General features: G+C 62.5%; 20 protein-coding genes. 14 read left to right on the top strand and 6 right to left on the bottom strand.

What is annotated here, in order from left to right; genetic code table 11:
* The first annotated feature begins 15 nt into the window (after positions 1–15).
* From gltX to GRO01_RS12415, 9 genes are all read left to right on the top strand, one after another.
* Positions 16–1,434, top strand: coding sequence for a glutamate--tRNA ligase (gene gltX, locus GRO01_RS12455; protein WP_062507656.1), 1,419 nt, complete (start codon positions 16–18; stop codon positions 1,432–1,434).
* Positions 1,427–2,368 carry an aspartate carbamoyltransferase catalytic subunit gene (locus tag GRO01_RS12450; protein WP_062507724.1) on the top strand — a complete coding sequence of 314 codons (942 nt, stop codon included), beginning with the start codon at positions 1,427–1,429 and terminating at the stop codon, positions 2,366–2,368. The genes gltX and GRO01_RS12450 overlap by 8 nt, the downstream gene beginning before the upstream one ends.
* Complete coding sequence (locus GRO01_RS12445; protein ID WP_062507654.1) at positions 2,365–3,651, top strand: dihydroorotase; 1,287 nt, start codon at positions 2,365–2,367, stop codon at positions 3,649–3,651. Before GRO01_RS12450 ends, GRO01_RS12445 begins: the two co-directional genes overlap by 4 nt.
* A complete protein-coding gene (gene plsY, locus GRO01_RS12440; protein ID WP_062507652.1) occupies positions 3,648–4,280 on the top strand; it encodes a glycerol-3-phosphate 1-O-acyltransferase PlsY in 633 nt (210 codons plus the stop codon). The genes GRO01_RS12445 and plsY overlap by 4 nt, the downstream gene beginning before the upstream one ends.
* Before the next feature lie 44 nt (positions 4,281–4,324).
* Positions 4,325–5,509 carry a DNA-processing protein DprA gene (gene dprA / locus GRO01_RS12435; protein WP_083541231.1) on the top strand — a complete coding sequence of 395 codons (1,185 nt, stop codon included), beginning with the start codon at positions 4,325–4,327 and terminating at the stop codon, positions 5,507–5,509.
* A 25-nt stretch (positions 5,510–5,534) separates the two neighbouring features.
* The gene (gene topA / locus GRO01_RS12430; RefSeq protein ID WP_062507650.1) at positions 5,535–8,231 is read left to right on the top strand and encodes a type I DNA topoisomerase; all 2,697 of its coding nucleotides are present in this window, start codon (positions 5,535–5,537) and stop codon (positions 8,229–8,231) included.
* Between the two features lie 177 nt (positions 8,232–8,408).
* Positions 8,409–10,157: a S41 family peptidase gene (locus tag GRO01_RS12425; protein ID WP_231490078.1), complete on the top strand. Its 1,749-nt coding sequence runs from the start codon at positions 8,409–8,411 to the stop codon at positions 10,155–10,157.
* 25 nt (positions 10,158–10,182) lie between these two features.
* Positions 10,183–10,524: a DUF1491 family protein gene (locus GRO01_RS12420; RefSeq protein ID WP_062507646.1), complete on the top strand. Its 342-nt coding sequence runs from the start codon at positions 10,183–10,185 to the stop codon at positions 10,522–10,524.
* Positions 10,525–10,680: 156 nt separating this feature from the next.
* The gene (locus GRO01_RS12415; protein ID WP_062507644.1) at positions 10,681–11,829 is read left to right on the top strand and encodes an OmpA family protein; all 1,149 of its coding nucleotides are present in this window, start codon (positions 10,681–10,683) and stop codon (positions 11,827–11,829) included.
* 132 nt (positions 11,830–11,961) lie between these two features.
* Here the strand turns inward: GRO01_RS12415 and GRO01_RS12410 are convergent, their stop codons facing one another.
* Positions 11,962–12,507 carry a hypothetical protein gene (locus GRO01_RS12410; RefSeq protein WP_062507720.1) on the bottom strand — a complete coding sequence of 182 codons (546 nt, stop codon included), beginning with the start codon at positions 12,505–12,507 and terminating at the stop codon, positions 11,962–11,964.
* Between the two features lie 312 nt (positions 12,508–12,819).
* Between GRO01_RS12410 and GRO01_RS12405 the strand changes: the two genes are divergently transcribed.
* The 5 genes from GRO01_RS12405 to GRO01_RS12385 all read left to right on the top strand — a co-directional run bounded on the left by GRO01_RS12405 (position 12,820) and on the right by GRO01_RS12385 (position 19,131).
* On the top strand, positions 12,820–13,380 hold the full coding sequence (locus tag GRO01_RS12405) for a hypothetical protein (RefSeq protein ID WP_062507642.1): 561 nt from the start codon (positions 12,820–12,822) through the stop codon (positions 13,378–13,380).
* Between the two features lie 67 nt (positions 13,381–13,447).
* Positions 13,448–15,463: a DNA topoisomerase IV subunit B gene (gene parE / locus GRO01_RS12400; RefSeq protein ID WP_041111662.1), complete on the top strand. Its 2,016-nt coding sequence runs from the start codon at positions 13,448–13,450 to the stop codon at positions 15,461–15,463.
* Positions 15,464–15,465: 2 nt separating this feature from the next.
* Positions 15,466–16,356, top strand: a complete 891-nt coding sequence (locus GRO01_RS12395) for an EamA family transporter (protein ID WP_062507640.1) — start codon at positions 15,466–15,468, stop codon at positions 16,354–16,356.
* A 92-nt stretch (positions 16,357–16,448) separates the two neighbouring features.
* A complete protein-coding gene (locus tag GRO01_RS12390; RefSeq protein ID WP_062507718.1) occupies positions 16,449–16,871 on the top strand; it encodes a DUF2946 family protein in 423 nt (140 codons plus the stop codon).
* Between the two features lie 115 nt (positions 16,872–16,986).
* Positions 16,987–19,131: a TonB-dependent receptor gene (locus GRO01_RS12385; protein ID WP_174787454.1), complete on the top strand. Its 2,145-nt coding sequence runs from the start codon at positions 16,987–16,989 to the stop codon at positions 19,129–19,131.
* A gap of 23 nt (positions 19,132–19,154) precedes the next feature.
* Here the strand turns inward: GRO01_RS12385 and dld are convergent, their stop codons facing one another.
* The 5 genes from dld to ileS form a co-directional block, all read right to left on the bottom strand.
* Positions 19,155–20,885 carry a D-lactate dehydrogenase gene (gene dld / locus GRO01_RS12380; protein ID WP_062507638.1) on the bottom strand — a complete coding sequence of 577 codons (1,731 nt, stop codon included), beginning with the start codon at positions 20,883–20,885 and terminating at the stop codon, positions 19,155–19,157.
* A gap of 81 nt (positions 20,886–20,966) precedes the next feature.
* Complete coding sequence (gene mutL / locus GRO01_RS12375) at positions 20,967–22,826, bottom strand: DNA mismatch repair endonuclease MutL (RefSeq protein WP_083541228.1); 1,860 nt, start codon at positions 22,824–22,826, stop codon at positions 20,967–20,969.
* 89 nt (positions 22,827–22,915) lie between these two features.
* A complete protein-coding gene (locus tag GRO01_RS12370) occupies positions 22,916–23,488 on the bottom strand; it encodes a DUF3035 domain-containing protein (protein ID WP_062507636.1) in 573 nt (190 codons plus the stop codon).
* Between the two features lie 65 nt (positions 23,489–23,553).
* On the bottom strand, positions 23,554–24,066 hold the full coding sequence (lspA, locus tag GRO01_RS12365) for a signal peptidase II (RefSeq protein ID WP_062507634.1): 513 nt from the start codon (positions 24,064–24,066) through the stop codon (positions 23,554–23,556).
* A complete protein-coding gene (ileS, locus tag GRO01_RS12360; protein ID WP_062507632.1) occupies positions 24,066–26,924 on the bottom strand; it encodes an isoleucine--tRNA ligase in 2,859 nt (952 codons plus the stop codon). The genes lspA and ileS overlap by 1 nt, the downstream gene beginning before the upstream one ends.
* Between the last annotated feature and the right edge of the window lie 67 nt (positions 26,925–26,991).

Genomic DNA, 26,991 nt, shown 5'->3' with positions numbered 1-26,991 from the left:
TGATATGACGGCCGCATGACCATCCGTACGCGATTTGCCCCCTCCCCGACGGGTCTGCTGCATGTCGGCAATGCCCGCGCCGCCCTGTTCAATTTCCTCTTTGCCCGCCATCACGGCGGCGAATTCCTTCTGAGGATCGAGGACACCGACAAGGAACGCTCCACCCAGAAGGCCGTGGACGTGATCTTCGACGGTCTGGCCTGGATGGGGATCGAGGCAGATGCGGAGCCGGTTTTCCAGTCCGCACGTCAGGACCGCCACACGGAAGTCGCGCTGGAGCTTCTGGCAAAGGGGCAGGCCTATAAGTGCTTCTGCACGCCGGAAGAGCTGACCGCCATGCGCGAGAAGGCCATGAAGGAGAAGCGCCCGCCCCGCTACGACGGCACCTGGCGGGACCGCGATCCGTCCGAGGCCCCCGAAGGTGCGCCTTATGTCGTGCGTCTGAAGGCGCCGCGTGAGGGTGAGACCGTCATCAAGGATCTGGTGCAGGGCGAAGTCCGCGTGGCGAATGCGGAGATGGACGATCTGATCCTGCTGCGCTCCGATGGCACGCCGACCTATCTGCATGCCGTGGTCGTTGACGATCATGACATGGCGATCACTCATGTCATGCGCGGTGATGATCATCTGACGAACACCTTCCGTCAGGCCATGATCTATCGCGCCATGGGCTGGGACCTGCCGCATTTCGCGCATTTGCCGCTGATTCACGGACCGGACGGCGCCAAGCTGTCCAAGCGCCACGGCGCGCAGTCGGTCGTGGATTTCCGCGAGGAAGGCTATCTGCCGGAAGCATTGTGCAACTATCTGCTGCGTCTGGGCTGGGGTCATGGCGACGCCGAAGTCCTGTCCCGCGAAGAGCAGATCAAGCTGTTCGATCTGGACGGCGTGGGCCGATCCCCGTCGCGCATGGATTACGTCAAGCTGGCGCATCTGAACGGAATCTGGATGCGTCAGGCCGATGACGCGCGCCTGACCAATGACGTCATGGAGCGCCTTCAGGGCCGCGAAGGCGTTGTGACAGACGACAAAACCCGCGCACGCATCCTTGCGATGATGCCGGGCCTCAAGGAACGCGCCAAGACGCTGGTGGAACTAGCGAACAATGCGGCTTTCGCGGGCTTCACCCTGCCGCTGACCTTCACACCCAAGGCCGAGAAGTTGCTCGGCGAGGACGGACGCAGGGTTCTCGAAGGCGTCGGCAAGGAACTGGCCGCTCTCAAGGATTTCACGCCTGAAGCGATCGACGCCACGCTGCGCGCCTATGCCGAGAAGCATGAAATCAAGCTTGGCTCCGTGGCCCAGCCGCTGCGCGCCGCCATGACGGGCTCCACGACCTCTCCGGGCATTGACCTGACGCTGTCGGCTCTGGGGCAGGACGAGGTCCTGGCCCGTATTGCGGCCGTTCTGGCTTCCGGGTCCGTCGATGCCTGAGCGGCCTTCCGTCCCCCGGCATCTGCTGGGAATCGAGGGGCTGTCGGCCGAACAGCTCGTACCGTTCCTCGATCTGGCGGAAAGCTACGCGCTTCTGAGCCGCTCGCGTTCTGCGCCGCGTGATGCGCTGCGGGGGCGGACAGTCATTAACCTGTTCTATGAAGACAGCACCCGCACCCGCACCAGTTTCGAACTCGCGGGCAAGCGGCTGGGCGCGGATGTGATCAACATGTCCGTCGCCACAAGTTCGGTGAACAAGGGCGAGACGCTTCTCGATACGGCAGCAACGCTCAACGCCATGCGTTGCGATCTGCTGGTCGTACGGCATGCGCAGTCCGGCGCCCCGGCCCTGCTCTCGCAGAAGGTGGAAGCCAGTGTCGTCAATGCCGGCGATGGCACGCATGAACATCCAACACAGGCACTGCTCGATGCGCTGACGATCCGCCGTCATTTCGGCCGCCTTGAAGGGCTTACAGTCGCAATCTGCGGCGATGTCGGACACAGCCGGGTGGCACGCTCCAACATCCATCTGCTGACGGCATTCGGGAACAAGGTGCGTCTGGCGGGACCGCCGACGCTACTGCCCGGTGCCATGGCCGAGCTTGGCGATGTCGAGCTGTATTCCGACATGGACAAGGCGCTTGAAGGCGCGGATGTCGTCATGTCCCTGCGGCTTCAGAAAGAACGCATGGGAGCCGGTCTGGTGCCCAGTGCCCGCGAATATTTCCGCTTCTTCGGGCTGGACCGCCGGCGTCTGGCATTGGCGAAACCCGGCGCACTCGTCATGCATCCGGGGCCGATGAACCGCGGGGTCGAAATCGCCTCGGACGTGGCGGATTCGGACCAGAGCGTGATTTCCGAACAGGTTGAAATGGGCGTGGCTGTGCGGATGGCGGTTCTGGACCGGCTGTCCCGGGCACGGATGCCAGTATGAGTGATATCGTTTTTGAAAATGTGCGCCTGATCGACCCGGCCTCGGGTCGCGATGAGACCGGACGGCTTGTGGTGCGTCAGGGCAGGATCGTCGCCTGCGAAGATGGATCGGTCCCCGAAGGAGCGCGGGTCATCGATGGCGCGGGAGCAGTCCTGTGTCCGGGACTGGTGGACATGCGCGTGGCTCTTGGCGAGCCGGGATCGGAATATCGCGAGAGCGTCTCTTCCGGCGCGCGGGCAGCTGTCGCGGGCGGCATCACGACCATGGCGGTCCTGCCCAACACCTCCCCCCCAATTGACAACCCGGCCCTCGTGCATCTTCTGCGGGTCCGTGGTGAAGAGACGGGTATGGTCTCAATCCACCCTTACGGCGCGCTGACGCGTGGCTGCGAGGGCGGCGAGATGGCTGAGCTCGGGCTGCTACGGGATGCCGGAGCGGTCGCGTTTACTGATGGAACGCGGGCCATTTCTGATGCCAAGCAAATGCGCAATCTGCTGTCCTATTCGCGTTTTCTCGACGCCATCGTAGTTCAGCATCCGGAAGAGCCGTCGCTGGCCAAGGGTGCCTGTGCCACGGCTGGCGCGCGGGCCGTGCGGATGGGGCTGCCCCAGGTTCCGGCGGCAGCGGAGGCCATCATGATTGCACGGGATCTGCGTCTGGCGGACATGACGGGCGCGCGTCTGCATTTCGCCCATGTCTCGACGGCGGAGGGGCTGGATCTGATCCGCGAGGCCAAAAGCCGCGGTATTCGGGCGACCTGCGATACGGCGCCACCCTATTTCGCGATGACAGAAGACGATATCGGCGATTTCCGCACTTATGCAAAACTGTCGCCTCCCCTGCGTAACGAAGCCGACCGCAAGGCTGTCTGTGCCGCGCTGGCGGATGGAACGATTGATGCCGTAGCGTCAGATCATGCCCCGGCAGATGCCGATGACAAGCGGCTGCCCTTTGCACAGGCGCGGGCCGGTGGAACGGGGCTGGTCACGCTGCTGGGCGTCACGCTCAGCGCCGGGCTGCCGCTGATTGATGCGCTGCGACTTGTGACGTCTGCTCCGGCAGCCCTGCTTGGCCTTGAGGCCGGAACGCTGGCGGTCGGAAGCGATGCCGATCTGTGTCTGTTCGATCCGGAAGGGTTGTGGACCGTCGTGGCTGGAGATCTTCCGGGCCGTGCACAGAATACGCCTTTTGACGGGCAGGAGCTGAAGGGCCGCGTCCTGCGCACGTTCAAACGGGGCGTAGAAGTCTTTACGGCTGCCGAGATGGCGGGAGCAGCTTCATGAGCGGCTTTCAGGCACAGCTGATCCTGCTGTCTCTCATTTCTTATGTGATCGGCAGCATTCCGTTCGGCCTGCTCCTGACGGCCGTGGCCGGTGGTGGCGATATTCGCAAAATCGGGTCGGGCAATATCGGCGCAACCAATGTCCTGCGCACGGGCCGTCGCGGACTGGCAGCAGCCACGCTTCTTCTTGACGCTCTCAAGGGAGCCGTGGCCGTCCTGATCGCCAGATTCTTTTTTCCCGGAGCGAGCGAGACGACCATGGCCGTGGCCGCCGTGGCCGTTGTCATCGGGCACTGCTTTCCGGTCTGGCTTGGGTTCCGTGGTGGCAAGGGCGTTGCAACGGGACTGGGAACAATCTGGATCCTGTCCTGGCCGGTGGGGCTGGCCTGCTGCGTGATCTGGCTGCTTGTCGCGCGTCTAAGCCGGATTTCTTCGGCCGGAGCGCTGGCAGCGTTCCTCCTCGCACCCGTGCTGATGGTTCTGCTGTCAGGACGACCGCTGCACTCTCCGATCCCGGTGGCAACGCTGCTCGTCTCACTGCTGATCTGGGTCAGACATTCCAGCAATATTACCCGACTCCTGACAGGACGGGAGCCCCGCGTGAACGTGGATCAGGCTTCTCGCCGCTAGATTTTAAGTACCTGTTAAGGAATCTGTCCTAAGAAAAAGATCTTATGACAGCGTTTCCAGCTTCCCTCCCCATTATGTCCGCACCAGACCGAATCGACGCACTTCGTCTGGCGCGGACGCCCGGGGTAGGCCCCATCAACTTTGCGCGACTGATGACGCAGTATGGCAGTGCGGGCGCGGCGCTTACGGCCCTGCCTGCACGAATGCGCAAGGCAGGGCGTCGGGAAGACCCGGTCATTCCATCCGTTTCGCGTATGATGGACGAGCTGGAACGCCTGGAAAAACTGGGCGGCAAGATGCTGATCCGCGGCGAGCCGGACTATCCGCTTCTATTGTCGCACGTCCCCGATGCTCCGCCCGTCCTTTTCACCCTTGGAGATGTCCGCAAACTATCGATCCGCTCCGTAGGAGTCGTGGGCGCGCGCAATGCCTCGGCCGCGGGGATCCGGATGGCGGAGAGCCTTTCAGCCGAGATGGCACATGCCGGACTGTGCGTGATTTCCGGGCTGGCACGGGGAATCGACTCGGCGGCCCATGCCGCGGCTCTTCATCCTGGGCTGACGGTCGCGGCCATCGCGGGCGGGCTGGATCATGTCTATCCGCCCGAGAACGCCTCCCTGCAGCAGCAGATCGCCGAAAGGGGCTGTCTGGTGACGGAAGCGCTGCTGGGCACTGCGCCCCAGGCCCGCCATTTTCCGCGGCGCAACCGCCTGATTGCCGGAATGTCGCAGGCCTGTCTGATCATCGAGGCAACGCTCGGATCCGGCACGCTGATCACCGCTGATCTGGCCCAGTCCTACAACCGTGAACTTCTGGTTGTGCCCGGTTCGCCGCTGGATCCGCGGTCACGGGGCGGAAACCAGTTACTGAAAACGGGCCAGGCGACACTGACAGAAAATATCAGTGATATTCTTCAGGCCCTGCCGCTGGAACTTCCTCCGCGTGAGCCGGCGCCCTGGCAGCGCGCACCAGGCCACAACCCGCTTCTGACGGGGTTTTCCGAGCCTTCGGTCGCATGGGGGGCGGCGACGGAAGATGACTGGATTGATCCGGATGTGATCCAGAAAACGGTGTGTGCGCTTCTATCTGTAACACCCGTAGCAGTTGACGAGGTGATGCGCCGCTGCCAGTTCTCCGTGTCGGCAGTGCTTGCGACGCTGGCCGAGCTGGAGCTCGGAGGGGTCGTGGAGTTTGTGCCCGGCGGACGCGTGGCGTTGCTGCCGAACTGAAGTGACGCGGAATACCGGAGTGGCGATGACAGACGTTGTGGTGGTCGAGAGCCCGGCAAAGGCCAAGACGATCAACAAGTATCTGGGAAGCGGATATACCGTGCTCGCTTCGTTCGGCCATGTGCGGGATCTGCCGCCCAAGGACGGCAGCGTGCGCCCGGATGAGAACTTTGCCATGAGCTGGCAGACGGACGAGCGCGGCGCCAAGCAGATTTCCGCTATCACCAAGGCGCTGAAGGGGGCGAAGAACCTTTACCTCGCCACTGACCCGGATCGCGAAGGCGAAGCGATTTCCTGGCATGTCCGCAGCGTGCTGGAAGAAAAGAAGCTTCTGAAGAACGTTGACGTCCATCGTGTCACCTTCAACGAAATCACGAAATCGGCCGTCACGGCTGCGATGGCGGCGCCTCGTGAGCTGGACCGTCCGCTGATCGACGCCTATCTGGCCCGTCGCGCGCTGGATTATCTGGTAGGCTTCACGCTTTCTCCCGTCCTGTGGCGCAAGCTGCCGGGCAGCCGGAGTGCGGGCCGTGTGCAGTCCGTTGCTCTGCGCCTGATCTGCGAGCGCGAAGCCGAGATTGAAGTCTTCCGCCCCAAGGAATACTGGACCGTCACCGGCGGCTTCACGACACCGGGCAAGGCTGCGTTTCAGGCGCGGCTGACGCATTTGAAGGGCGAGAAGCTCGACCAGTTCGACCTGAACAACGAGCAGCTGGCTTTCGGCGCACGCGACACCGTTCTGGGTGGACAGTTCACGGTCCGCTCCGTCGAGCGCAAGCGCACCAAGCGCAATCCTCCCCCGCCCTTCACGACGTCGACCCTGCAGCAGGAAGCCTCGCGCAAGCTCGGCATGAGCGCGCAGACCACGATGCGCACGGCCCAGCAGCTTTATGAAGGTGTGGATCTGCGTGGCGAGACCACCGGTCTGATCACCTATATGCGGACCGATGGCGTGACGATGGCAAAGGAAGCCATCGGGTCCATTCGCGGGCATATCGGCAAGGCGTTTGGTGACGAATACGTTCCGGATTATCCGCGCAGCTATTCGACCAAGGCCAAGAATGCGCAGGAGGCCCATGAGGCCATCCGCCCGACGGATGTGTTCCTCACACCGCAGCAGGTCGCCCATGCCCTGACGCCGGAGCAGAAGAAGCTTTACGAGCTGATCTGGAAGCGTTCCGTCGCCTCGCAGATGCAGTCGGCCGAACTGGATCAGGTGGCGGTAACGCTGGCGGATGCGAGCGGCCAGACGCTTCTACGTGCCACGGGCTCGACCATCGCGTTTGACGGCTTTCTCAAGCTCTATATCGAAGGCCGTGACGACACGAAGGCCGAGGACGAGGACGGCAAGCTTCTGCCGCCTATGAAGGAAGGCGATCGCCTGACGACGGGGGCTGTGGAAGCCGAACAGCACTTCACTCAGCCGCCGCCGCGTTATTCGGAAGCCTCGCTCGTCAAGAAAATGGAAGAGATCGGCATTGGCCGTCCCTCGACCTATGCCTCCATTCTCGGTGTGCTGCGGGACCGCAATTATGTGCGTCTGGACGCACGGCGCTTCGTTCCTGAGGATCGCGGCCGTCTGGTGACGGCGTTCCTGACCTCGTTCTTCGAACGCTATGTCGATACGGGCTTCACGGCCTCGCTCGAAGAGCAGCTCGATGACATTTCGGGCGGTCGGGCCGACTGGCACGATGTCATGGCCGCTTTCTGGCACGACTTCTCGGCCGCCGTCGCACAGACCAAGGATCTGAAGATCTCGGACGTCATCGACGCGCTGGACGAGGATCTTGGGCCGCATTTCTTCCCGCCACGTCCTGATGGCGCCGATCCGCGCGTCTGCACCTCCTGCGGAACCGGGCGGCTGGGCCTGCGACTGGGCAAGTTCGGCGCCTTCATCGGCTGTTCGAACTACCCGACCTGCCAGTTCACCCGTCGTCTGGTGGCCGAGGAAGGCGATACCGAAGGGCTGAACGACGGCCCTAAAGTTCTGGGGCAGGATCCGGAGACCGGTGAGGACGTCACAATCCGCCGCGGACCTTACGGTCTGTATATCCAGCGCGGAGAGCCGAACCCCGAGGACAAGAAGGCCAAGCCTAAGCGGACGACCATTCCCAAGGGGCTCGACGGCAACACCATGACGCTGGAACAGGCGCTGGGACTGCTGTCCCTGCCGCGTCTGGTCGGGCTTCACCCCGAGACAGGCGAGAAGATCGAGGCCGGTCTGGGGCGCTTCGGGCCCTATGTGAAGATGGGTGCCATCTATGGCACGCTCGACAAGGACGATGACGTCCTGACGGTCGGGCTGAACCGGGCCGTGGATGCGCTGGCCAAGAAACTGGCCTCCATCCGCAATCTGGGGCCGCATCCGAAAGACGGCGAGCCGGTCATGATCCGCAAGGGACGGTTTGGTCCATACGCGCAGCATGGCCAGCTGATCGCCAATCTGCCGAAGGGGCAGGATATGGAGGAGGTCACGCTGGATGAGGCCGTGGCGCTTCTGGCGGAAAAGGGCAAACCACTGAAAGGTGGCGCAAAAAAATCTTCAACCAAAAAAGCCGCTCCAAAAGCTGCGAAGGCCAAGAAAGCCGTTGCGTCTGCGGAAGGTGATGAGGCGGCTCCGAAGAAGGCAACAAAGCGCAGTCCGGCCAAAACCGCCACAAAGACGAAAACCACAACGCCGCGGAAGCGTAAGACTGTCTCCGACACGTCGTCGGAAGACTGAGAACAGATCGGGTCGGCAGTGTTGCCAGATGACACTCCCGACCCCACATTCGGTCTGGCAAGTCTTTACCGTGGCTGAAGTTTGTGGCGTGGTCACGTTACGGGAGCAGCCGTTTTTTGCCGTCCCGTCTCCAAGGACCCCGTCTTGCGTCATGCCGTCCGCCCTATGACCTTTTTCATGCCGCGCAGCCGCGAGGCGGCATGTCACCCGGCCCTGTGTCTGGTGGTCTGCATGTTTCTTCTGGTGGCCCCGACAGGATCCGCAAGATCACAGCCGGCTCCCGCTGCCGGGGGAGCCTCCGGGCAGGCCGCCTCCGCCGCCACGCCCACACCTGTCCCACCCGCATTTTCAACCTCCGTCACACGGGAGGTTCTGGTTGCAGCCCTCGGCTTCCTGGAGCCACGTACGCTTGAGGCCCATTCCGCGCGGGATTTCTGTGTCTGGGGGCTGGATGGTCTGACAGCCATTGACCCGACGCTGTCCGTTACCGAAACGCAGTCTGCAGCTTTGGAGCCAACAACAGCGCATACTCCGGGAACTGCCATGGCAGCGGAAAAAACTGCTGACGCGTCTGCACATGCCCCTGCCATACTGAACGTCCTTCAGGGACAGGCGGTCATATTCAGCCGGACCATGCCTGCCGCAGACAGCAACGGCGCCTGGGCCGATCTGGTGACGGCGGCCATGCAGGAAGCCTGGCAGCACTCCTCGATTCTGCGCAACGCCGGATCAGATGCCCTTTTGCAGGGTTTCTTTGACGAGCTTTTCAATCATCTTGACCCCTATTCCCGCTATCTTGGCCCCTCGCCCGCCATGTCGGACCGCACGCGACGAACCGGCAATACGGGAACGGTCGGCCTGAGTCTGGGACAGAGCGGCCGGACGATCGTGATCACCGCCGTCAACGCCAACGGCCCCGCCTGGGAAGCTGGCGTGGACATGGGGGAGCGTCTGGTCTCCGTCAACGGGCGGACGACGCGCGGTCAGGATGTCGCCACGGTCCAGGCATGGCTGGATGGTGACGAACATACGGCAGTGACACTGGGAATCGCCGCGAAGGGACACCGGACGACGACCGTTCGGCTGGAGCGCGCGCAGGTGCCCCCCGAAACCGTGTTTGCTTCAACGGACGGACCCTTCACCGTTCTGCGCGTCACCTCCTTTTCGACCCAGACGGCCGAAGAAATCAGCCAGTACATTGATCAGGTCGTGGACGAGCCAACGCCGGATGCCCCCTCACAGCCCGCAGACAGGAAGAAGGCCGCGGGGATCATCATCGATCTGCGCGGGGACCGTGGCGGCGTTCTCCAGCAGGCCGTGACCACAGCAGCCCTGCTGCTGGATCACGGGGTTGCCGTGACCACGCATGGCCGAAACCCTCTGGCCAACCATATCTGGGCCGTTCAGGGTGGGGACATGACCAATGGCACACCCGTGGCAATTCTCGTGGATGGACGGACAGCAAGCGCGGCTGAAATCCTGGCCTCCGCCCTGGCCGATCATCGCCGCGCCGTCGTGATTGGCAGCGAGACGCTGGGCAAGGGACTCGTGCAGGTGATCGGACAGATGCCGAATGGCGGCGAACTTTTCGTGACGTGGAGTCGCAACCAAGCCCCGCTCGGCTGGCCGATCCAGGGGCTGGGTGTCATGCCGCAAATCTGTACGTCACTCGGCACGGACTCCCTGCAGGCCCAGATCTCTGCGCTCAAGCAGGGAAACACCCTGCAGGCCGAAGCCGTGCAGATGGCGCGCGCGGCCCGTTACCCGGTTCCGGTTTCGAAAATTCTCGAAATCCGGAAGCACTGTCCGGCCGCCATCGGTTCGGACGCCGACATGGACGCAGCGAGGGCACTGCTGTCTTCCCCCGCCGCCTACAGGGCGGCTCTGGAGTCTGTTCCTGACGAGAACAGCGCGCCCCTCCACTAACCTTGCAGGATGAACGGAAACAGTCATGGGCGCACGATTGAAAACGGGACTCTGGGTACGGGCCGTCCTGCGCCGTATTTCCTCGGACGGCACGTCTGCCATGGTCCTGAAGAAAGGTGACGAAGATGCCGGTGCGGTTCTGATCGTCCTGACCGACCGTTCGGGGGGACTCGGTGTCCTGCGGGAAGACGGCTCCGACTGGGCCCGCGTGGACGCCCACGATCCGGCCAGCGTGGACGCCTATCTGGAGCGCCAGAAGAAATATGACCCGGACCTGTGGATCATCGAACTGGAGATGCGGGATGTCTCCCAGCCTGTGGAGCGGACGCTCGGATCACGGCGCCTCGATCTGGACGAAGAGGCATAAACTGTGGGAGGGAAGACACAGCACATGGCGAACCTGCCATAAAGAAAACCGCATGATGCGGCATTGTGCTGTGTGATGCGTTGCCATCGTCCGAGCTTTCGGCAAGAACACACACAGATAAGGTTGGCAGATTTGGCTGGTTGGAGAGAAATGGACATGACGCAACGATCCGTTGTCAGGACCTGGCTTACCCGCGCCGGGTTCACTGCAGGCGTTTCGATGCTCGTCATGGGTGCCGCAACCGCACAGCCCGTCAAAGGCCTGTATGTTGCAGGTGAAGGCGGTGCGAGCTTCAATCAGGACCAGACCGCACGCCTGTCCCCTGTTTTTCCGAGCGGTCGTGACCACTACCAAGCCGGCGTAACCGGTATTGGCAGCCTGGGCTATGGGCTTGGAAATGGTTTCCGGGTCGAAGTTGAGGGCAATTACCGCAACAATCGTCTGCAGCAGTTCCGCTCCAGCACCTTCCCGTCTTCCGTTGGTGGCCGTCAGCAGGGTTATGGCGTCATGGCCAATGCCCTGTTCGACATGGATATCGGCAAGTCCTGGGTCTTCCCATATTTTGGTGCCGGTATCGGCTATGGCTGGCAGGCGATGAACACCTATGTTCATGCTCCGAACGGCGCCTTTGACCAGCATGTGGGCGGCACGACCGGGAACTTTGCCTATCAGGGCATCTTCGGCCTGTCCTTCCCTGTTCCCTGGGTCGTGGGTCTTTCGGCCACGGCGGAATACCGGTTCTACACGCTGATGGGCCCGAACGGGCATCATGCCACGGCGACCGGTATCTATGGTGGCTGGGACAAGACTAAGGAATTCGGGGTTTCCAGTGGCAACCGCGATACCAGAACGGACTTCAATCATTCGCTGATGCTGGGGCTGCGCTACGAGTTCAATCCGGCGCCCCCGCCGCCGAAGCCGGTTGCAGCTCCCATGCCAATCCCTGCCCCGGCCCCCACCCGCACCTATCTGGTGTTCTTCGACTGGGATTCTGCTGAGCTGAGCGCCCGTGCCAAGGCTGTGGTGGCTGCTGCGGCACGCAATTCCACATCCGTGCAGGTCACGCATATCGAAGTCAGCGGTTATACCGACACGTCGGCTGCCCATCCGGGACACCGTGGCGAGGCCTACAACATGGCGCTCTCGCAGCGTCGTGCGAACACGGTCAAGGAAGAGCTGGTGCGTGATGGTGTGGCAGCCGGGCTGATCACGACGCAGGGCTTTGGCGAGAGCCACCCGCTGGTGGTTACCGGTCCCAACACCCGCGAGCCCCAGAACCGCCGGGTGGAAATCGACTTCAAGTAGGGCGTTCTATCCGCGATCCGGTCAGCCGGCGGTCTCCTGTGAGACTGCCGGTTTTTTTATATCTGTCGGGCATGAAAAAAGGGCGGAGAGGTCTCTCTCCGCCCTTTTGGATCCATCTAGCGGGATGAACGCTTATTTCTTGCGGCGCACCGTGTGACGGACAGTCGCCTTCTTGGCGGTCGTCTTGGTCGGTGCCGGGGCGACAACGGCAGGCGGCTTCGGAACGACAACCCCTGTTGCATCGACCGTGGCGTGGATCGTCAGGTGTTCACGCTTCTGGCCACCACCAGGGATCAGCTCGGCCGTGAACGAATCCGTTCCGGCATAGGCCGTAGCCGGCGTGTAATCCACGTAGGTCTTGCCATCGTAATTATAGAGGAAGGCCTTGCCGTGTGTCGGCGCCGGGCTGACGCCGAAGGAGGCATAGTTACCACCCATCGGCTTCTGGATGGCGATGGAGCACAGTCCGTCATCGCTGCGGACCGTCATGTCGACACTCATTGTCCCGTCAGCGGCCTTCTTGACGGCGGAGACGTGACAGACAGCGGAGGTCCGCTGGTAGCCGAAGGGATTCGGAGCCACGGAACGCTGGACGATCGGCTGCTGGGCACAACCGGAGAGAAGCAGGGATACGGCAAGTGCCGAACCCAGGGTAATGGCAGAACCTCGCAGACGCACGGTCAACTCCAACGCATCGTGACTGGACATGCCGCGTTTTCACGGCGGACAGACGTTCGGATGTAGAACAGGACAGCACGGGGCGAAAGACTGCGTGAAGGGACAGCGGCCATTTTGACGGTATTTTATGCCTGATGGCGGATAAATTGGTGTTGAGAGGGTATGCGCCCATTTTCTGCCACGAAATCATGTTTCGGATTAAGGGCTTGCCGCACGTTCCTCAGACGCAGAATCAGCTTTCGCAGGGGGTCGACCGCGGGTAGTCTGTTCCAGTGGTTGTGGCCGGTCGATCCGGTCTTGTGGAGTCTGTCAATGCCGTCGATCTTTCGTCGTTCCTTCAAGAGCCTGCTTGCTGTCGGGCTTTCCTGCGCTACGCTTGCTGCCGTTCATCCCCTGTCCGCCCGTGCTGCGGATTGTGGCAATTCGCCCGCTCACGAAGCTTTCGATGTGGCCGGCCTGAAATCCGAGCTGATGGTGACGGCGCTGTCCTGCAAGGCGCAGGAGCGTTACAATGCCTTCGTCGGCAAGTTCCGCCCGGCCCTGCTGAGCGCCGATGAGCGTCTGAACAGCTATTTCCGCACGACCTATGGCCGTCGCGCCCAGGTCGAGCATGACGACTACATCACGCAGCTTGCCGACATCCAGTCGCTGGGTGGTCTGAAATCCGGCACGGTTTTCTGCCAGCAGCGCGAAGCCATGTTCGATGAGATCGACGCGCTGGAAACCGCGTCCGACCTGGCGCATTACGCTGAAGCCAAGGACGTGGCCCAGCCGGCCTCCTATGAGAGCTGCGAAGCCCCGGCCACGGTGGACCGCCACTCCCGCAAGGGCGTAACGAAGCGGGCCACCACCCGTCGCACGAACCGCGCCTGAGCCACTCTCTGATCCTGTTGCGAAGCGTTCGCTTGACGTTCCGTGACGGGACGGCGACAACGCAGACATGAGCGATCTGTTCGAGTCAGGAAAGACAGGCAAAACCCGGGCCGGCGGTACCCGCAAGGGGACGGTCGACACGGAATATGGCGCCCACGACATCGAGGTGCTGGAAGGGCTTGAGCCCGTCCGGCGCCGTCCGGGCATGTATATCGGCGGCACGGATGATACCGCGTATCATCATCTGGCCTCCGAAATCCTTGATAACGCGATGGATGAGGCAGTGGCCGGGCACGCCACGACCATCGACGTCCGGCTGGAAGGCCCGCGCACGCTCATGGTGCGCGACAATGGCCGTGGTATTCCGACCGATCCCCATCCGAAATTTCCCAAGAAATCCGCGCTTGAAGTGATTTTCACCACGCTGCATGCGGGCGGAAAGTTCTCCGGCAAGGCCTATGACACCTCCGGCGGCCTGCATGGCGTCGGAAGTTCGGTCGTCAATGCGCTGTCCGAGAAGCTGGAAGTCGAGGTCGCGCGGGACCGTACGCTGTACCGGCAGGACTTCGTGCGCGGTGTCTCGCTGGCGCCGCTGGCGGAAGTTGGCAATGCGCCCAACCGCCGCGGCACGACGGTGCGTTTCACGCCCGATCCGGAAATCTTCGGCAATCATCATTTCTCCCCTGCGCGCCTCTACCGGATGTGCTGCTCCAAGGCCGCGCTGTTCCGGGGGGTGACGATCCAGTGGAAGTGCGAGCCCTCCCTCATCAAGGCCGGAGACGAGACGCCGGTCGAGGCCACCATCCAGTTCCCCAACGGTCTGGAAGACGCCCTTTCGGCAGAACTCGGGCCTGATCCGGATCTGCTGACGCCGATCTGGGCTGGTGACGTCGAACTGCCGATTGCGGCAGACGGCCGTACGGGTGGCCGCGTGGAATGGGCGGTGGCTTTCCTTGAGAGCGGTACGGCCTCGCTGTCGTCGTTCTGCAACACGATTCCCACGCCGCAGGGTGGCACGCATGAGGCCGGGTTCCGGGCGGCGTTGGTCAAGGGACTTCGCGCCTGGGGCGACCAGCGCAAGGTCAAACGGGCCGCAGCGATTTCGGCCGAGGACGTGCTTGGTTCCGTGGCCGCCAAACTGTCGGTCTTTATCCGCGATCCACAGTTCCAGGGCCAGACCAAGGACAAGCTGACCTCTCAGGAGGCTTCACGGCTGGTCGAAGGCGCACTGCGTGACCGTGTGGATCACTGGCTGGGCGGCAATCCGCAGCAAGCTGACACCCTGCTGGCGTTCATGGTGGAGCGGGCGGAAGAGCGCCTGCGCCGCCGTGAGGTCAAGGACACGGCCCGCAAGAGCGCGACGCGCAAGCTGCGTCTGCCGGGCAAGCTGACGGATTGCACGCGCGAAAATGCGGCGGAAACGGAACTGTTCCTGGTGGAGGGCGAATCGGCCGGTGGTTCGGCACGTCAGGCCCGTGACCGTGAGACGCAGGCCGTACTGCCGCTGCGGGGGAAGATCCTCAACGTGGCCTCCGCGACAACGGACAAGTTACGGGCCAATCAGGAACTCCGCGATCTGACGGAAGCTCTGGGTTGCGGCATCGGAGCGTCTTTCGACATCAGCCGCCTGCGCTACGGGCGCGTCATCATCATGACGGATGCCGACGTGGACGGGGCGCATATTGCCTCGCTTCTGATGACGTTCTTCTATCGCGAGATGCCGGAACTGATCCGTCACGGACATCTGCATCTGGCGCAGCCGCCGCTCTATCGCATCACGCATGGACCCAAGACGGTCTATGCGATGGACGATCAGGACCGTGTCCGGCGCATCAAGGCCGATTTCAAGCCGAATGCGAAGGTCGAGGTCTCCCGGTTCAAGGGTCTGGGTGAGATGCCGGTGAAGGATCTCAAGGAAACGACCATGGATCCGGCCCGGCGTACGCTTCTGCGGGTCATCACCCCGGCCGAAGACCGTCTGGCAACCAGCGAGCGTGTCGAAAGCCTCATGGGCCGCAAGCCGGAGCTGCGTTTCCGCTTCATTCAGGAACATGCCCGGTCCGTTGACGAGCTCGACGTCTGAGCGTGTCGTCACCGGCCAGTACCACGGAGTCTCATAGCCAGCTCAAGGCCGTCGGATGTCTGATTGGAGGGATCTCCTCCTTTCAGATCGGCGCAACGCTGGCAAAGGGGCTGTTTCCCCTGTTCGGTCCGACCGGCATGGTGGGGCTGCGCGTGTGTCTGGCGGCCGTGATCCTGCTGTCCATTTGGCGACCAACGCGGGGGACCCTGACGGTCGAGCGCGTGAAGCTGCTGCTGCCCTATGGCGCATCTGTTGCGGTCATGAACTTCTGTTTTTATGTGGCGCTTGTCCGGCTGCCGCTCGGCGTTGTTGTCGCCCTTGAGTTCACAGGTCCTCTGACGCTGGCACTGGTCGGGTCCCGCCGATGGCTGGATCTGTGCTGGGCCGGGCTTGTGGTTCTGGGGCTCTTTCTGCTGCTGCGGCCGGAAGGCGCGACGGTCGGCCTGTCATCGCTCAACCTGTTCGGCGTAGCGGCAGCTCTTCTAAGCGGGTGCGGCTGGGTGGTCTATATCCTGACGGGCACACGGATGGGCAGGATGTTTCCTGCGCCCGTTGCGACCACTCTGGGCATGAGCACGGCGGCGATCATCCTGCTGCCCTGCCTGATCCCGACGATCCCGACGGTTCTGGCCCATCCCTGGCAGGGCGGTGCCGCGCTGAGCGTTGCGGTCCTGTCCTCGGCGGTGCCTTATATCCTGGACATGATGGCCATGCGGAACCTGAGCCCGCGTGATCTGGGGATCTTGCTGAGCATGGAGCCGATGCTTGGTGCCCTTTCAGGATTCATTTTCCTGCATGAGGCGCTGTCCATCATGCGCTGGATGGGCGTGCTGTGCATTGCCGCGGCTTCGGCCGGGAATGTCCTGACGGGTCGGCAGAAGCCGCTGCACTAATCGTCATCAGCTGAAAACCGGCGGAAATATAGGGATGGGCCGTATTCTGCTCCCTTGACCGGCCCGTGGCGCGGGCGCCAGATGCGGGCATCATGTCTGCCCTTCCTTTCCCTTCAACCCGACGGTCCCGCGCCTGTGCGCTTGCGGTCATCGTCGCGGTATTGCTGGGATTTCTAGGGCAGCTTGTCCTTCAGGGATGTGCCTATCCCGAAGAAAGCCCGCGGGCGACGATCGAGCGCCTGACGGGAATCGACATTGCACCGTCACCCGCAGTGATGGCGGCACCAATGCCGGGCATGATGGCCGGGCATCATTCTCACCACCATTCCCATGATGGCAGTTGCCCGCTCTGCCCTCTGTTGCAGCTTCTGGCGGTTATTCTTGCCAGCCTGCCTGTCATGCCGGGTTGTGGAACCGTCGGACGCCGGATCCGGCAGAAACCGGGCGCGCCACGTGCGCCGCCGGCGATCCAGCGTCTGCTTCCCCCTTCCCGAGGTCCTCCCTGCCTCATCTGAACTCCATCGTGGTCATGGCGGAGGATGAAGGGTTCTGCGATCTGCTTTTCTGAAGCGGGTTTTCAGGGCGTGATCCGCCGTGACTGGGTTTTCAGACCAGTCGAGGATGTGGATCATGCTCCCTCTCTTCAGCGTCCGTGAAGGCGGAAGCGCATGCCGTGCCTGCACGCTTCTTGCCGCTATCGCTTTTTCCCTGAGCGCTTTTCCAGAGGCGTCTGCACAAGATGATGCTTCTCCGCCAGTGTCGGTTGAAGCTGGCAAGGCCGAACAGTTGAGCGTCATCGGCATGCGCCAGCCCCGGACGACCAGCGCGGATACGGCGCATCTTCTGGATCATGCGCTGGGCTACAGCACCTATTCCGCAGGGGGAGTTTCTGCCCTGCCCGTCCTGAACGGCATGGCCGATGACCGGGTAGCGACACTCGTGGACGGAATGCGGATTGACGCGGCCTGCCCGAACCATATGAACCCGGCCATGTCCTATGTCGATCCGGACAGCGTTTCGCATGCTGTGGCGATTGCAGGCATTACGCCTGTCAGTCTGGGCGGGGACAGTATCGGCGGCACCGTGGAGATCGAACGGAAGGACCCGCTGTTCGCCAAGGCAGGCGATATTCTCGTAACGGGGCATGTCCGTGGCGATTATCGCAGCAACGGTGGCGGCTCGGGCGCTTCCGGATCCCTGACGGTCGCCAATGACATGTTTAGTCTGCGCTATACGGCGTCTTATTCCCATGCCAGCGACTATCAGGCCGGCGGAAACGGTCAGCGTGTGCGGTCCACGGATTACCTGAGCTTCAACCATGCGGTGACGCTGGGCGTGAAGAAAGCCAATCATCTGCTGGCCCTGACGTTCGGTCAGCAGGACATCCCGTATGAGGGCTTTCCCAACCAGTATATGGACATGACGAACAACCGTTCGACCTTCGTGAACGGCAAGTACAAGGGCGACTTCAACTGGGGCACGCTGGATGTGCGCGGATCCTGGCAGCGGGTGACGCATGTCATGGACATGCTCTCGGACAAAGGCGGTCACAGCGCGACCACGGGTATGCCGATGAACACGGATGCGCGGACGGCGGCCTATGCGATCAAGGCGACCATTCCGCTCGGGCTGAAACACACGCTGAAGCTGGGCAGCTCCTTCGATCATAACGGGCTGAATGACTGGTGGCCGCCTTTGCAGGGAAGCATGATGATGGGGCCTGGCACCTATCATAACATCAATAACGGCCATCGGGACCGGCTGGGGCATTTCGCGGAATGGGATGCGCAGTGGCTGCCGCGCTTTTCCACGCAGCTCGGGTTCCGCAATGATGTGGTGATGATGAATACGGGGAAGGTCGCCCCCTATTCCTGGAGCAGCATGATGTCGATGGCGGATGCTGCCGCAGCCGAGACATTCAACAAGGCGTCACGCGGCCGGACGGACGTTAATTTCGATGTCACGGCAACGGGGCGGTGGAAGCCGCTGGACAGTCTGTCCATTGAAGGGGGCTATGCCCGCAAGACGCGCTCACCGAACCTGTATGAGCGCTATGCCTGGGGTATGGGCAGCATGGCGACGCGAATGATCGGCTGGTTTGGCGACGGCAACGGCTATGTGGGGAACCTGGACCTGTCTCCCGAAGTTGCCAATACGGCCAGCGTGACGGTGGACTGGCACGATCCGGAAACCACACGGCGTTGGGACCTGAAGATCCAGCCGTTTTATACCTACACCCACAACTACATTAATGTCCGGCGGCTGGGGAGCTTCTCGAACGGGCTGTCGATGCTGGGTTTCGTCAACCACAATGCCCAGAGCTATGGCATCAACGCCTCAGAGTCCGTGCGTCTTTGGGACAGGCCGGCCTATGGTCGCGGAGAGCTTGTCGGAAATATCAACTGGGTGCGCGGCGTGGATCTGGTGACACATTCGGGGCTGTATCACCAGATGCCGGCGAATGGCGTGATCGGGCTGCACGAAACGTATGAAAACTGGACAGGACGCGTGGAAGTAACGTTCGTGAAGTCCAAGGATACCGTGGACTGGCTGCGCAACGAGCCCCGCACGCCGGGCTATGCGCTGCTGGGGCTTGGGGGAAGCTATCGCTGGCGGTATTTCACGCTCAATGCCGAACTGGCGAATGTGCTGAACCAGCGATACTACCTGCCGCTCGGCGGGCTCTCGCTGGGAGATTACGATGCCACGGGTATTCTGGGGCCGTTGCCGGGAATGGGGCGGTCCTTCAACATGAACCTGACCGCCGCATTCTGACGAAGAGCCAAACCGGGAGCGCATCAGACGCTCTCGGCAACCCAGTTCCGCTTCTTCGTCGCCAGACCAATGCCGGGGTTGAAGCAGTTGCAGGGATCGAGGCTGCGGTAATGCTCGACCATTTCCTCAGGGGCCTTGTAGAGGTGGCCGACATTATGTTCGGCCGGATAGCGCGCACCACGAGCATCCAGTCCGGGAAGCATGTCATGCTCCACCTTCATGGCGTTGTAGCCCTTCTTGACCACGTAATCCTGATGCATCACGTGGCAAAAGAAGTGGCCGTAATAGAGCTTGACGATGATCCGGTCCTCGATTTCCTTGGGAAGGACCTCGAACCACTCACGGTCGTTACGGCGCAGGGCAACGTCGAGCGCCACGATGTCTTCAGCGGTTTTCGTGTGGACCGCACGGTAACGCACGGCGGCACCGGCTGCGGCAAAGCGGTGAAGGAAGGCACGTGTGCCTTCATCCGGCGTACATTCGAAGAAGGCGCCACCCGTGCTTGAGGCCCACTGCTCCAGATAGGCGCGGACGGGTCCGGTCATATGGGCGGAGACCTTGAGCATCAGGTGATGCTCGAAGCGGTCGCGGTAGTCGCACATGCGCTGGGGAAGCTGTTTCGGCAGAAAGCGGCTGATAAACTGCATTGCCAGATCGCTGAAATGATCCGGCAGGAATGGCAGGCGCTGCGCGAAAACGTCGAACCGGGACTTCATGGAGAAGAACATCGGCAGGTATTTCGTGCCGAAATAGCGGATGACCGCGAAGGTGTCCTTGCCGTATTTTTCGGCAATATTGAACGCATCGCGGTGCAGGTATTCACCAGCGATCGGCAGTTCGTCGAAATGGGTCAAGGCGTGACGGCGGAGGTCTTCAAGGTCGGATGTGTTGTTCGTCCCGATATAGAACACGCCCGGATTCTTGTTGGCTTCGAACGTGTCGAGACGGACAGCAAACACGACCAGCTTGCCCGCACAGCCGGCGGCTTCGTACCAGCGGTTGGGATCGGCATTGAAACGGGCTGGAGTGTCGGCGTCCACGTCGCGGACATGGGTGGCATAGTTCTCGTCGTGACCACGACCGGCTTTCCAGTCGATGGCGCTTTCCGGAAGCTGACCGGCCTGTACGGCGGCAAGAATCTGCTCGGGATTGCCTTCAAGACGGATGCCGAGATGGTTGACGAGGTGGAGCTTGCCGTCCTCACCCATCTGGCCGAACAGAGCCATCTCGGTGAAGGCCGGTCCACGCTGTACCAGCGCGCCGCCGGAATTGTTGCTCACACCACCCAGAACCGAGGCGCCGATACAGGACGAACCAATCACGGAATGAGGCTCACGGCCAATCGCAGCCAGTTTTTCTTCCAGATCATGCAGGGTCGAGCCCGGCAGGCAGACGACCTGCTTGCCCTGACCGATCAGGTGAATGCCGTCCAGACGGTTCGTGCTGATGATGACCACGTCACGGTCATAATCGTTCCCATCCGGGGTAGAGCCACCGGTCAGGCCGGTATTGGCGGCCTGCATGATGATGATCCGGCCCGTTTCGGCACAGAGCTTTGCGGCGCGCCACAGTTCGACCAGACTCCCCGGCTGAAGCACCGCAACAACGTCACCCATGCCGAAGCGGAAACCTTTGCGAAAACGGTAGGTCGCGCTCGGCTTCGTCAGGACATGTCGCGCGCCTACAATGGCGCGGAGGGAGTGGATGAGCGAGGCGTTACTGACCTCGGAACTGCCTTTTAGTGACGCTGACATTCTGTTGTCTTTCCTGCCGCCAAAGTGATCGCCGCTGGTCCTAACATGGTGTTGCAAGAAACCACTCTTCAACCCTGCGTGTTATTTAACGCGCCCGAAAAGACGTTCAAGTTCCCGCCGCGTCAGTTTGAGCCATGTTGGCCGTCCATGCGAGCAAGTATTTGCACGCGGTGTCAGTTCCATCTCGCGCAACAGGGCATCCATTTCCTCAGGCTTGAGACGACGACCTGCGCGGATGCTGCCGTGACATGCCATCCGCGCCAGAATGGCATCCAGATGATGTGAAAGACTTCCCGTACCTGCAGGGTCCAGATCCGGATCGCTGGCCAGTTCGTCGGCAACGTCTTTCAGAAGCCCCTGAATGTCCTGTGCCCCCAGAAGAGCGGGAACCGAGCGCAGCAGCACGCTGCCGGGACCGAAAGATTCAAGATCAATCCCGAGCTTTGAAAGATCCTCCGCGCGCGCCATGAGGGCTTCCGCTTCACGACGGGGCAGGTCCACCACTTCCGGCAGAAGCAGGGCCTGCGATCGCAATGTCCCACCGCTGGCATATTGTTCGCGCAGGCGCTCATGGGTCAGACGCTCATGGGCGGCATGCTGGTCCACGAGGACGAGGTCACCATCAGGTGCGAGAGCCAGGATGTATGTGTCAAAAACCTGCGCGATGGCGGCACCGAGCGGGAATGCAGGATCGAGGGCTTCCGGCTGCTGTGGAGCACGGGCAGCGGGGGCAAAAGCGGGGTCCGTTTCCGCAAAACCCGGTCGGGCCAGAGGCGGAGTGGTCTCCGGCAAAGGCGAGGAGCGCGGGGCGTACCCGGTCGGCAGGCTGCCCTGTAGCGGAACAGAGGCCGGTGCGTCCCGCGGCTCCGGCGGGCGGGGCGGATAGACGATGGACGGCCGCGAACCGAAGCTTGCATGAATGCCGCCACCGCCATTCGAGCCGTGCCCCAAAGCCCGGCCCAGACCGCCAATCACGAGAGACCGGATTTCGGCTTCATCAGCAAAGCGCAGTTCGGTCTTGGCAGGATGCACGTTCACATCCAGGCGTTCCAGCGGCACTTTCAGGTGCAGCGCCATGACCGGGAAGCGGCCACGCTCGATCACGGGGCGGTAGGCGACACGGATGGCTGTGCGCAGCATCGGGTCCGTGACCGGGCGGTTGTTGACCAGAATGAACTGGCCTGACCCGGTCGCGCGGGTGCGGGCCGGCCCGCAGGCGAAGCCAGACAGACGCACGGCCCCGCGCTGTTCATCCAGCGGAATCAGCGTGTCTGGCGTCGTGTCCAGAACAGCGGCCGTACGCGCGATGGGGCTCTGTTCCGGCAGATCGAACAGCACCTTGTCGTCCAGCAGAACACGCATGGCGCAATGGGGTGCGGACAGGGCCAGACGGCGCATGACGGATTCGGCATGGCCGCTCTCGACACGCGCACTTTTGAGGAATTTGCGACGCGCTGGGGTGGCAAAGAACAAGTCTGTCACGACGATGCGCGTACCAACCGGACCGGATGCAGGCTGTGGTGGGGTAATGACACCGCCATCGACGCGGATACACCAGGCAGTGTCTGACTCCGGTGTGCGGGACGTGATGGACAGGCGCGCGCTGGCGCCGATGGAGGGCAGAGCCTCGCCCCGAAAACCCAGCGTGCGGATCTGGACGAGGCGTTCATCCTGAAGCTTGGAGGTGCAGTGCCGCTCGACGGCCAATTCCAGTTCGGCCGGGGTCATGCCACAGCCATTGTCGGTGACGTCGATCCGGTCCGTCCCGCCTGCACGCAGGGCGACCACGATGCGGGTTGCGCCAGCATCAACGGCGTTCTCTACCAGTTCCTTGAGAGCGGCAGCGGGGCGTTCAATGACCTCGCCGGCTGCGATCAGGTCAATGAGATGGCCGGAAAGACGACGGATTGTGGGGCGCGAAAAGGACGGGGCCTCGGACACGATGCCTCCTCATCGTCCGGAACGGGTCCGGACGGCAGACAGGGCCGTCCCTTCTGCCCGGTCATCAGGACAGACGGGACGGAGGGTGTTCAGAGAACGCCCAGGAAAGCTTTTTTCTTGCGGACGGTCGGAGTTGCACCTGTTGCCGGGTTGCGGCCCAGAGCCGAGTTTTCGCGGATACGACGGTTTTCGGCGTCACCATCAACAACGGAACCGGCGCTGCCACCTTTCCAGAACATCAGGTTGTCCACGAAGCCCGCGTCAGCCGTACCGAGTTCGGCATTGTTCGGCGCATTGGCGGACTTGTCCACCTGCCCGACAAGCGCGCTCTGGCCCGAGCTGCCCTGTCCGGCATCCGGGTGCAGGGCCGTGTCCGGCGACAGAGTTTCAAGCGCCTGCATCCGCGGGCTTTCGTCCGGACGATGGGCGTCGGCTGCACCTGGAAGCTGCATCTGCTCGGAAGGCGGCATCGACAGCGGGGCGCGGGTGGTGACGGTGTACTCATCGGGCATGGCCCGTTCGAGGCCGATCGCGCGTGAGACATCCGCACCCGAGCAGCCCGAAAGCAGCAGGCCGACGGAAGCCATGGCACCCATCTGGACACTGAGACGGGCAACGGAAAGACGGTTACGACGCATGGAGGGCCCCTGGGACGCGATCATGATGCAACACTCCTACAGTCCGCGCGACGCGGGGGCAAGCCATTGGAACAAGTTCCGCAATCGCATCACTTGGCAGCGGCCTGACGTTCTGCGAGCAGGGAGTCGATCAGCCAGACAATGACGCCGCAGACGATCCCTGAATCCGCGATATTGAAGACATACCATGACCAGCCGAATGCATGGGCGTGCAGGAAATCCACAACCGCCCCATAGCGCAGGCGGTCAATGACATTGCCGATGGCGCCACCGGCAATCGCGCCACAGGACGCCGCCACAAGCGTGCGCTTCGTACGTGTCAGGGTCCAGACCAGAAGCCCCACGGCGATCAGGGAAACCGCGCAGAAAATCCACGGTCCCCGGCTGCCGAGGCCGCCGAACATGCCGAACGTCACGGCGTGGTTCCAGACCATCGTGAAGTTCAGGAATGGCAGGATCTCGACCGATCCGCGATCCGGCAGATGGTAAACATAGAGGATCCAGTCCTTGCTGGCCTGATCCAGAACGAGGACCAGAACCAGCAGGGCGAGACCCAGAACCATGCGGCCGGTCCGGCTCATGCCCTCATGCCACAGGGACATCAGGCACTCACCACGTCGATGCAGCGGCGGCACAGGGCCGGATGTTCGGCGTTCTCGCCAACCTCGGGCAGGACCTTCCAGCAGCGGGCACATTTATGCCCCGGCGCACGCTCGACCTGCGGACCGCCATGAGCCGTGTCACCCGGCAGCAGCTCGGTTTCGGCATGGGAGGTGATGAGCAGTTCGGCCCAGTCCAGTCCGCCGAAGATCCCGGCCTCTTCCTGCGAAAGCGGCAGCGTGACGCTGGCTTCGAGCGAGGAGCCGATCGTACCGTCGCGGCGGGCCGTTTCCAGTTCGGTCGTGATCAGGCGGCGATAGGCGCGGATGTCTTCCCAGCGATTGCCGAGTTCCGGGTCGTTCCACTCGGCGTCCGGCTCGAAGAACTGCGCAAGATGCACGCTCTCTCCTTCACCGAAACGGGCCTGCCAGGCTTCCTCAGCCGTGAAGACGAGGACGGGAGCGAGCCAGGTGCAGAGGACGCGATGCAGGGCGTCCAGCACCGTGCGGGCGGCGCGGCGGGTCGGGTCGGACGGAGCGTCGCAGTAGATCGCGTCCTTGCGGATGTCGAAATAGAAGGCCGAAAGATCGGTGGTGCAGAAGCCGTGCAGTGCCGGATAGACACCAACCCACTGATGCGTCTCGACCGCGCTGGCGATCAGGCCGCGCAGTTCCGTCAGGCGGTGCAGGATATACTGCTCCAGCGGCGGCAGATCGGCGTAAGGCACGGCTTCTTCGAGCGTGAAGCCGTCCAGCGCACCGAGCAGCCAGCGCAGGGTGTTGCGCAGACGGCGGTAGAGCTCGCCCTGCTGCTTGAGGATTTCCTGCCCTATACGGAGATCTTCGTTCGTGTCGGAATTCAGAACCCACAGACGCAGAATATCGGCGCCGAGGCTGTCGGTCACGTCCGCAGGGGCCACGACATTGCCGAGCGATTTGGACATCTTGCGGCCCTGCTCGTCCATGACGAAGCCGTTGGTCACGAGCGCCCTGTAGGGTGCGACACCCATCGTGCCGACACTTTCCAGAAGGGAGGACTGGAACCAGCCGCGATGCTGGTCGGAACCTTCAAGGTAGAGATCGGCCGGGAAGTTCAGGCCTTCCTGCCCCAGATCGAAGCGATGGGTAGAGCCGCTTTCGAACCAGACGTCTACGATGTCGAAGACCTGTTCGTAATCGGCGGGATCACGGTCGGCACCGAGGAAGATGGCCGGATCAGCTTCGTACCAGACATCAGCACCCTTTTCGCGGAAGGCCTCGACAATGCGCTGCATGACGGCCGGATCGCGCAGGACTTCACCGGTGCGCTTTTCAACGAAAACTGCAATCGGCACGCCCCAGGCGCGCTGGCGGGAGATGCACCAGTCGGGACGCTGCTCGATCATGGAGGTCAGGCGACGGCGGGCAGCTTCGGGGACGAAGGTGACGTTATCCAGCGCGCTCAGGGATTTTTCGCGCAGCTTCGTCTGGCCATCCATCGCGATGAACCACTGCGGCGTGGCGCGGAAGATGATCGGGGCCTTGGAACGCCAGGAATGCGGATAGGAATGACGGACCATTCCGCGGGCCATCAGGCCGGTGGCCGGGGCGTCGTCATGTTCGGCGGACTGGCGGGCTTCGGTCAGCAGGTCGCAGACCGGATCGGCGGCCTTGAAAACATGGATGCCAGCGAGATGCGGAACCCACGGCGCGTAACGGCCATCGTCTTCCACCAGTTCGGGGACTTCGACGCCGTACTGCCGACACAGCATGAAGTCGTCCTGACCGTGGGACGGTGCCATGTGGACGAGGCCCGTGCCAGCATCGGTCGTGACGAAATCACCGGGCAGCATCGGCACGTCATACTCATAGCCACGACCCCGCAGCGGATGGGCGCAGACTGCACCTTCGAGCGCATTGCCCGGCAGGGTGTAGAGGACGTGATGTGCGGTGATACCTGCATCCGTGCAGAACGCTTCCACGCGGTCTTCGGCCACCAGCAGCTTCGCGCCCTGTGGGACGAGACTGTTCTCGTTCGTCTCATCAACCCGCAGAACGACATAGGTGATGTCCGGACCATAGGCGAGCGCGCGGTTGGCCGGGATGGTCCAGGGCGTGGTCGTCCAGATGACGGCCGACACACCGTTCAGGGCGTGGGCGGGCGTCGGGTCCTTGATGATCGGGAAGGCCACGAAGATCGTGGTGGAGTCGATGTCGTGATATTCGATCTCGGCTTCGGCCAGGGCCGTCTTCTCGACCGGGCTCCACATGACGGGGCGCAGGCCACGATAGAGGCTGCCATTGAGCAGGAACTTGCCGATTTCATCGACGATCTTGGCTTCGGAGCTGAAGTCCATCGTCACATAGCGGTTGGCCCATTCGGCCTGAACGCCGATGCGCTTGAAGTCTTCGGCCTGCTTCTGCACCCATTCGGCGGCGTACTGGCGACATTCGGCACGGAACTGGAGCAGAGGCACCTGATCCTTGTCCTTGCCGGCCTTGCGGTACTGTTCCTCGATCCGCCATTCGATCGGCAGGCCGTGGCAGTCCCAGCCCGGAAGATAGCGGACTTCATACCCCGACATGCGATGGGCGCGGTTGATGACGTCCTTCATCACCTTGTTCAGGGCGTGTCCGATGTGAATGTGGCCGTTGGCGTAGGGCGGTCCGTCATGAAGCGTGAAGACGGGACGTCCCTTCCCGGCCTCCCGGATCTTTTCGTCCAGTCCCGTCGCGGCCCAGCGGGCGAGCGTTTCGGGCTCGCGCTTGGGCAGGCCACCGCGCATCGGAAAACCGGTGCGGGGGAGAAACACGGTATCGCGGTAGCGGTCCTGCTGTTCCTTGAAGGCTGCGACGGAAGGATCGGGGGTCTTATCGGACATGGGGACGGGCCAGTTTCGGTCATTCACACAAAGGGGGAACCATATGGAGATTGCGGGCCAATCCGGT

Origin of the sequence: Gluconobacter roseus NBRC 3990 (genome assembly GCF_006538885.1) — a bacterium.
Taxonomy (GTDB): domain Bacteria; phylum Pseudomonadota; class Alphaproteobacteria; order Acetobacterales; family Acetobacteraceae; genus Gluconobacter; species Gluconobacter roseus.
This window is presented reverse-complemented; position numbering and strand designations above follow the sequence as displayed.

Bases quoted from the DNA above. Each gene is read 5' to 3' on its own strand.
- gltX (WP_062507656.1), top strand. From the start codon at position 16: ATGACCATCCGTACGCGATTTGCCCCCTCCCCGACGGGTCTGCTGCAT.
- GRO01_RS12450 (WP_062507724.1), top strand. From the start codon at position 1,427: ATGCCTGAGCGGCCTTCCGTCCCCCGGCATCTGCTGGGAATCGAGGGG.
- GRO01_RS12445 (WP_062507654.1), top strand. From the start codon at position 2,365: ATGAGTGATATCGTTTTTGAAAATGTGCGCCTGATCGACCCGGCCTCG.
- plsY (WP_062507652.1), top strand. From the start codon at position 3,648: ATGAGCGGCTTTCAGGCACAGCTGATCCTGCTGTCTCTCATTTCTTAT.
- dprA (WP_083541231.1), top strand. From the start codon at position 4,325: ATGACAGCGTTTCCAGCTTCCCTCCCCATTATGTCCGCACCAGACCGA.
- topA (WP_062507650.1), top strand. From the start codon at position 5,535: ATGACAGACGTTGTGGTGGTCGAGAGCCCGGCAAAGGCCAAGACGATC.
- GRO01_RS12425 (WP_231490078.1), top strand. From the start codon at position 8,409: ATGCCGCGCAGCCGCGAGGCGGCATGTCACCCGGCCCTGTGTCTGGTG.
- GRO01_RS12420 (WP_062507646.1), top strand. From the start codon at position 10,183: ATGGGCGCACGATTGAAAACGGGACTCTGGGTACGGGCCGTCCTGCGC.
- GRO01_RS12415 (WP_062507644.1), top strand. From the start codon at position 10,681: ATGACGCAACGATCCGTTGTCAGGACCTGGCTTACCCGCGCCGGGTTC.
- GRO01_RS12405 (WP_062507642.1), top strand. From the start codon at position 12,820: ATGCCGTCGATCTTTCGTCGTTCCTTCAAGAGCCTGCTTGCTGTCGGG.
- parE (WP_041111662.1), top strand. From the start codon at position 13,448: ATGAGCGATCTGTTCGAGTCAGGAAAGACAGGCAAAACCCGGGCCGGC.
- GRO01_RS12390 (WP_062507718.1), top strand. From the start codon at position 16,449: ATGTCTGCCCTTCCTTTCCCTTCAACCCGACGGTCCCGCGCCTGTGCG.
- GRO01_RS12385 (WP_174787454.1), top strand. From the start codon at position 16,987: ATGCTCCCTCTCTTCAGCGTCCGTGAAGGCGGAAGCGCATGCCGTGCC.
- dld (WP_062507638.1), bottom strand. From the start codon at position 20,885: ATGTCAGCGTCACTAAAAGGCAGTTCCGAGGTCAGTAACGCCTCGCTC.
- GRO01_RS12370 (WP_062507636.1), bottom strand. From the start codon at position 23,488: ATGATCGCGTCCCAGGGGCCCTCCATGCGTCGTAACCGTCTTTCCGTT.
- lspA (WP_062507634.1), bottom strand. From the start codon at position 24,066: ATGTCCCTGTGGCATGAGGGCATGAGCCGGACCGGCCGCATGGTTCTG.
- ileS (WP_062507632.1), bottom strand. From the start codon at position 26,924: ATGTCCGATAAGACCCCCGATCCTTCCGTCGCAGCCTTCAAGGAACAG.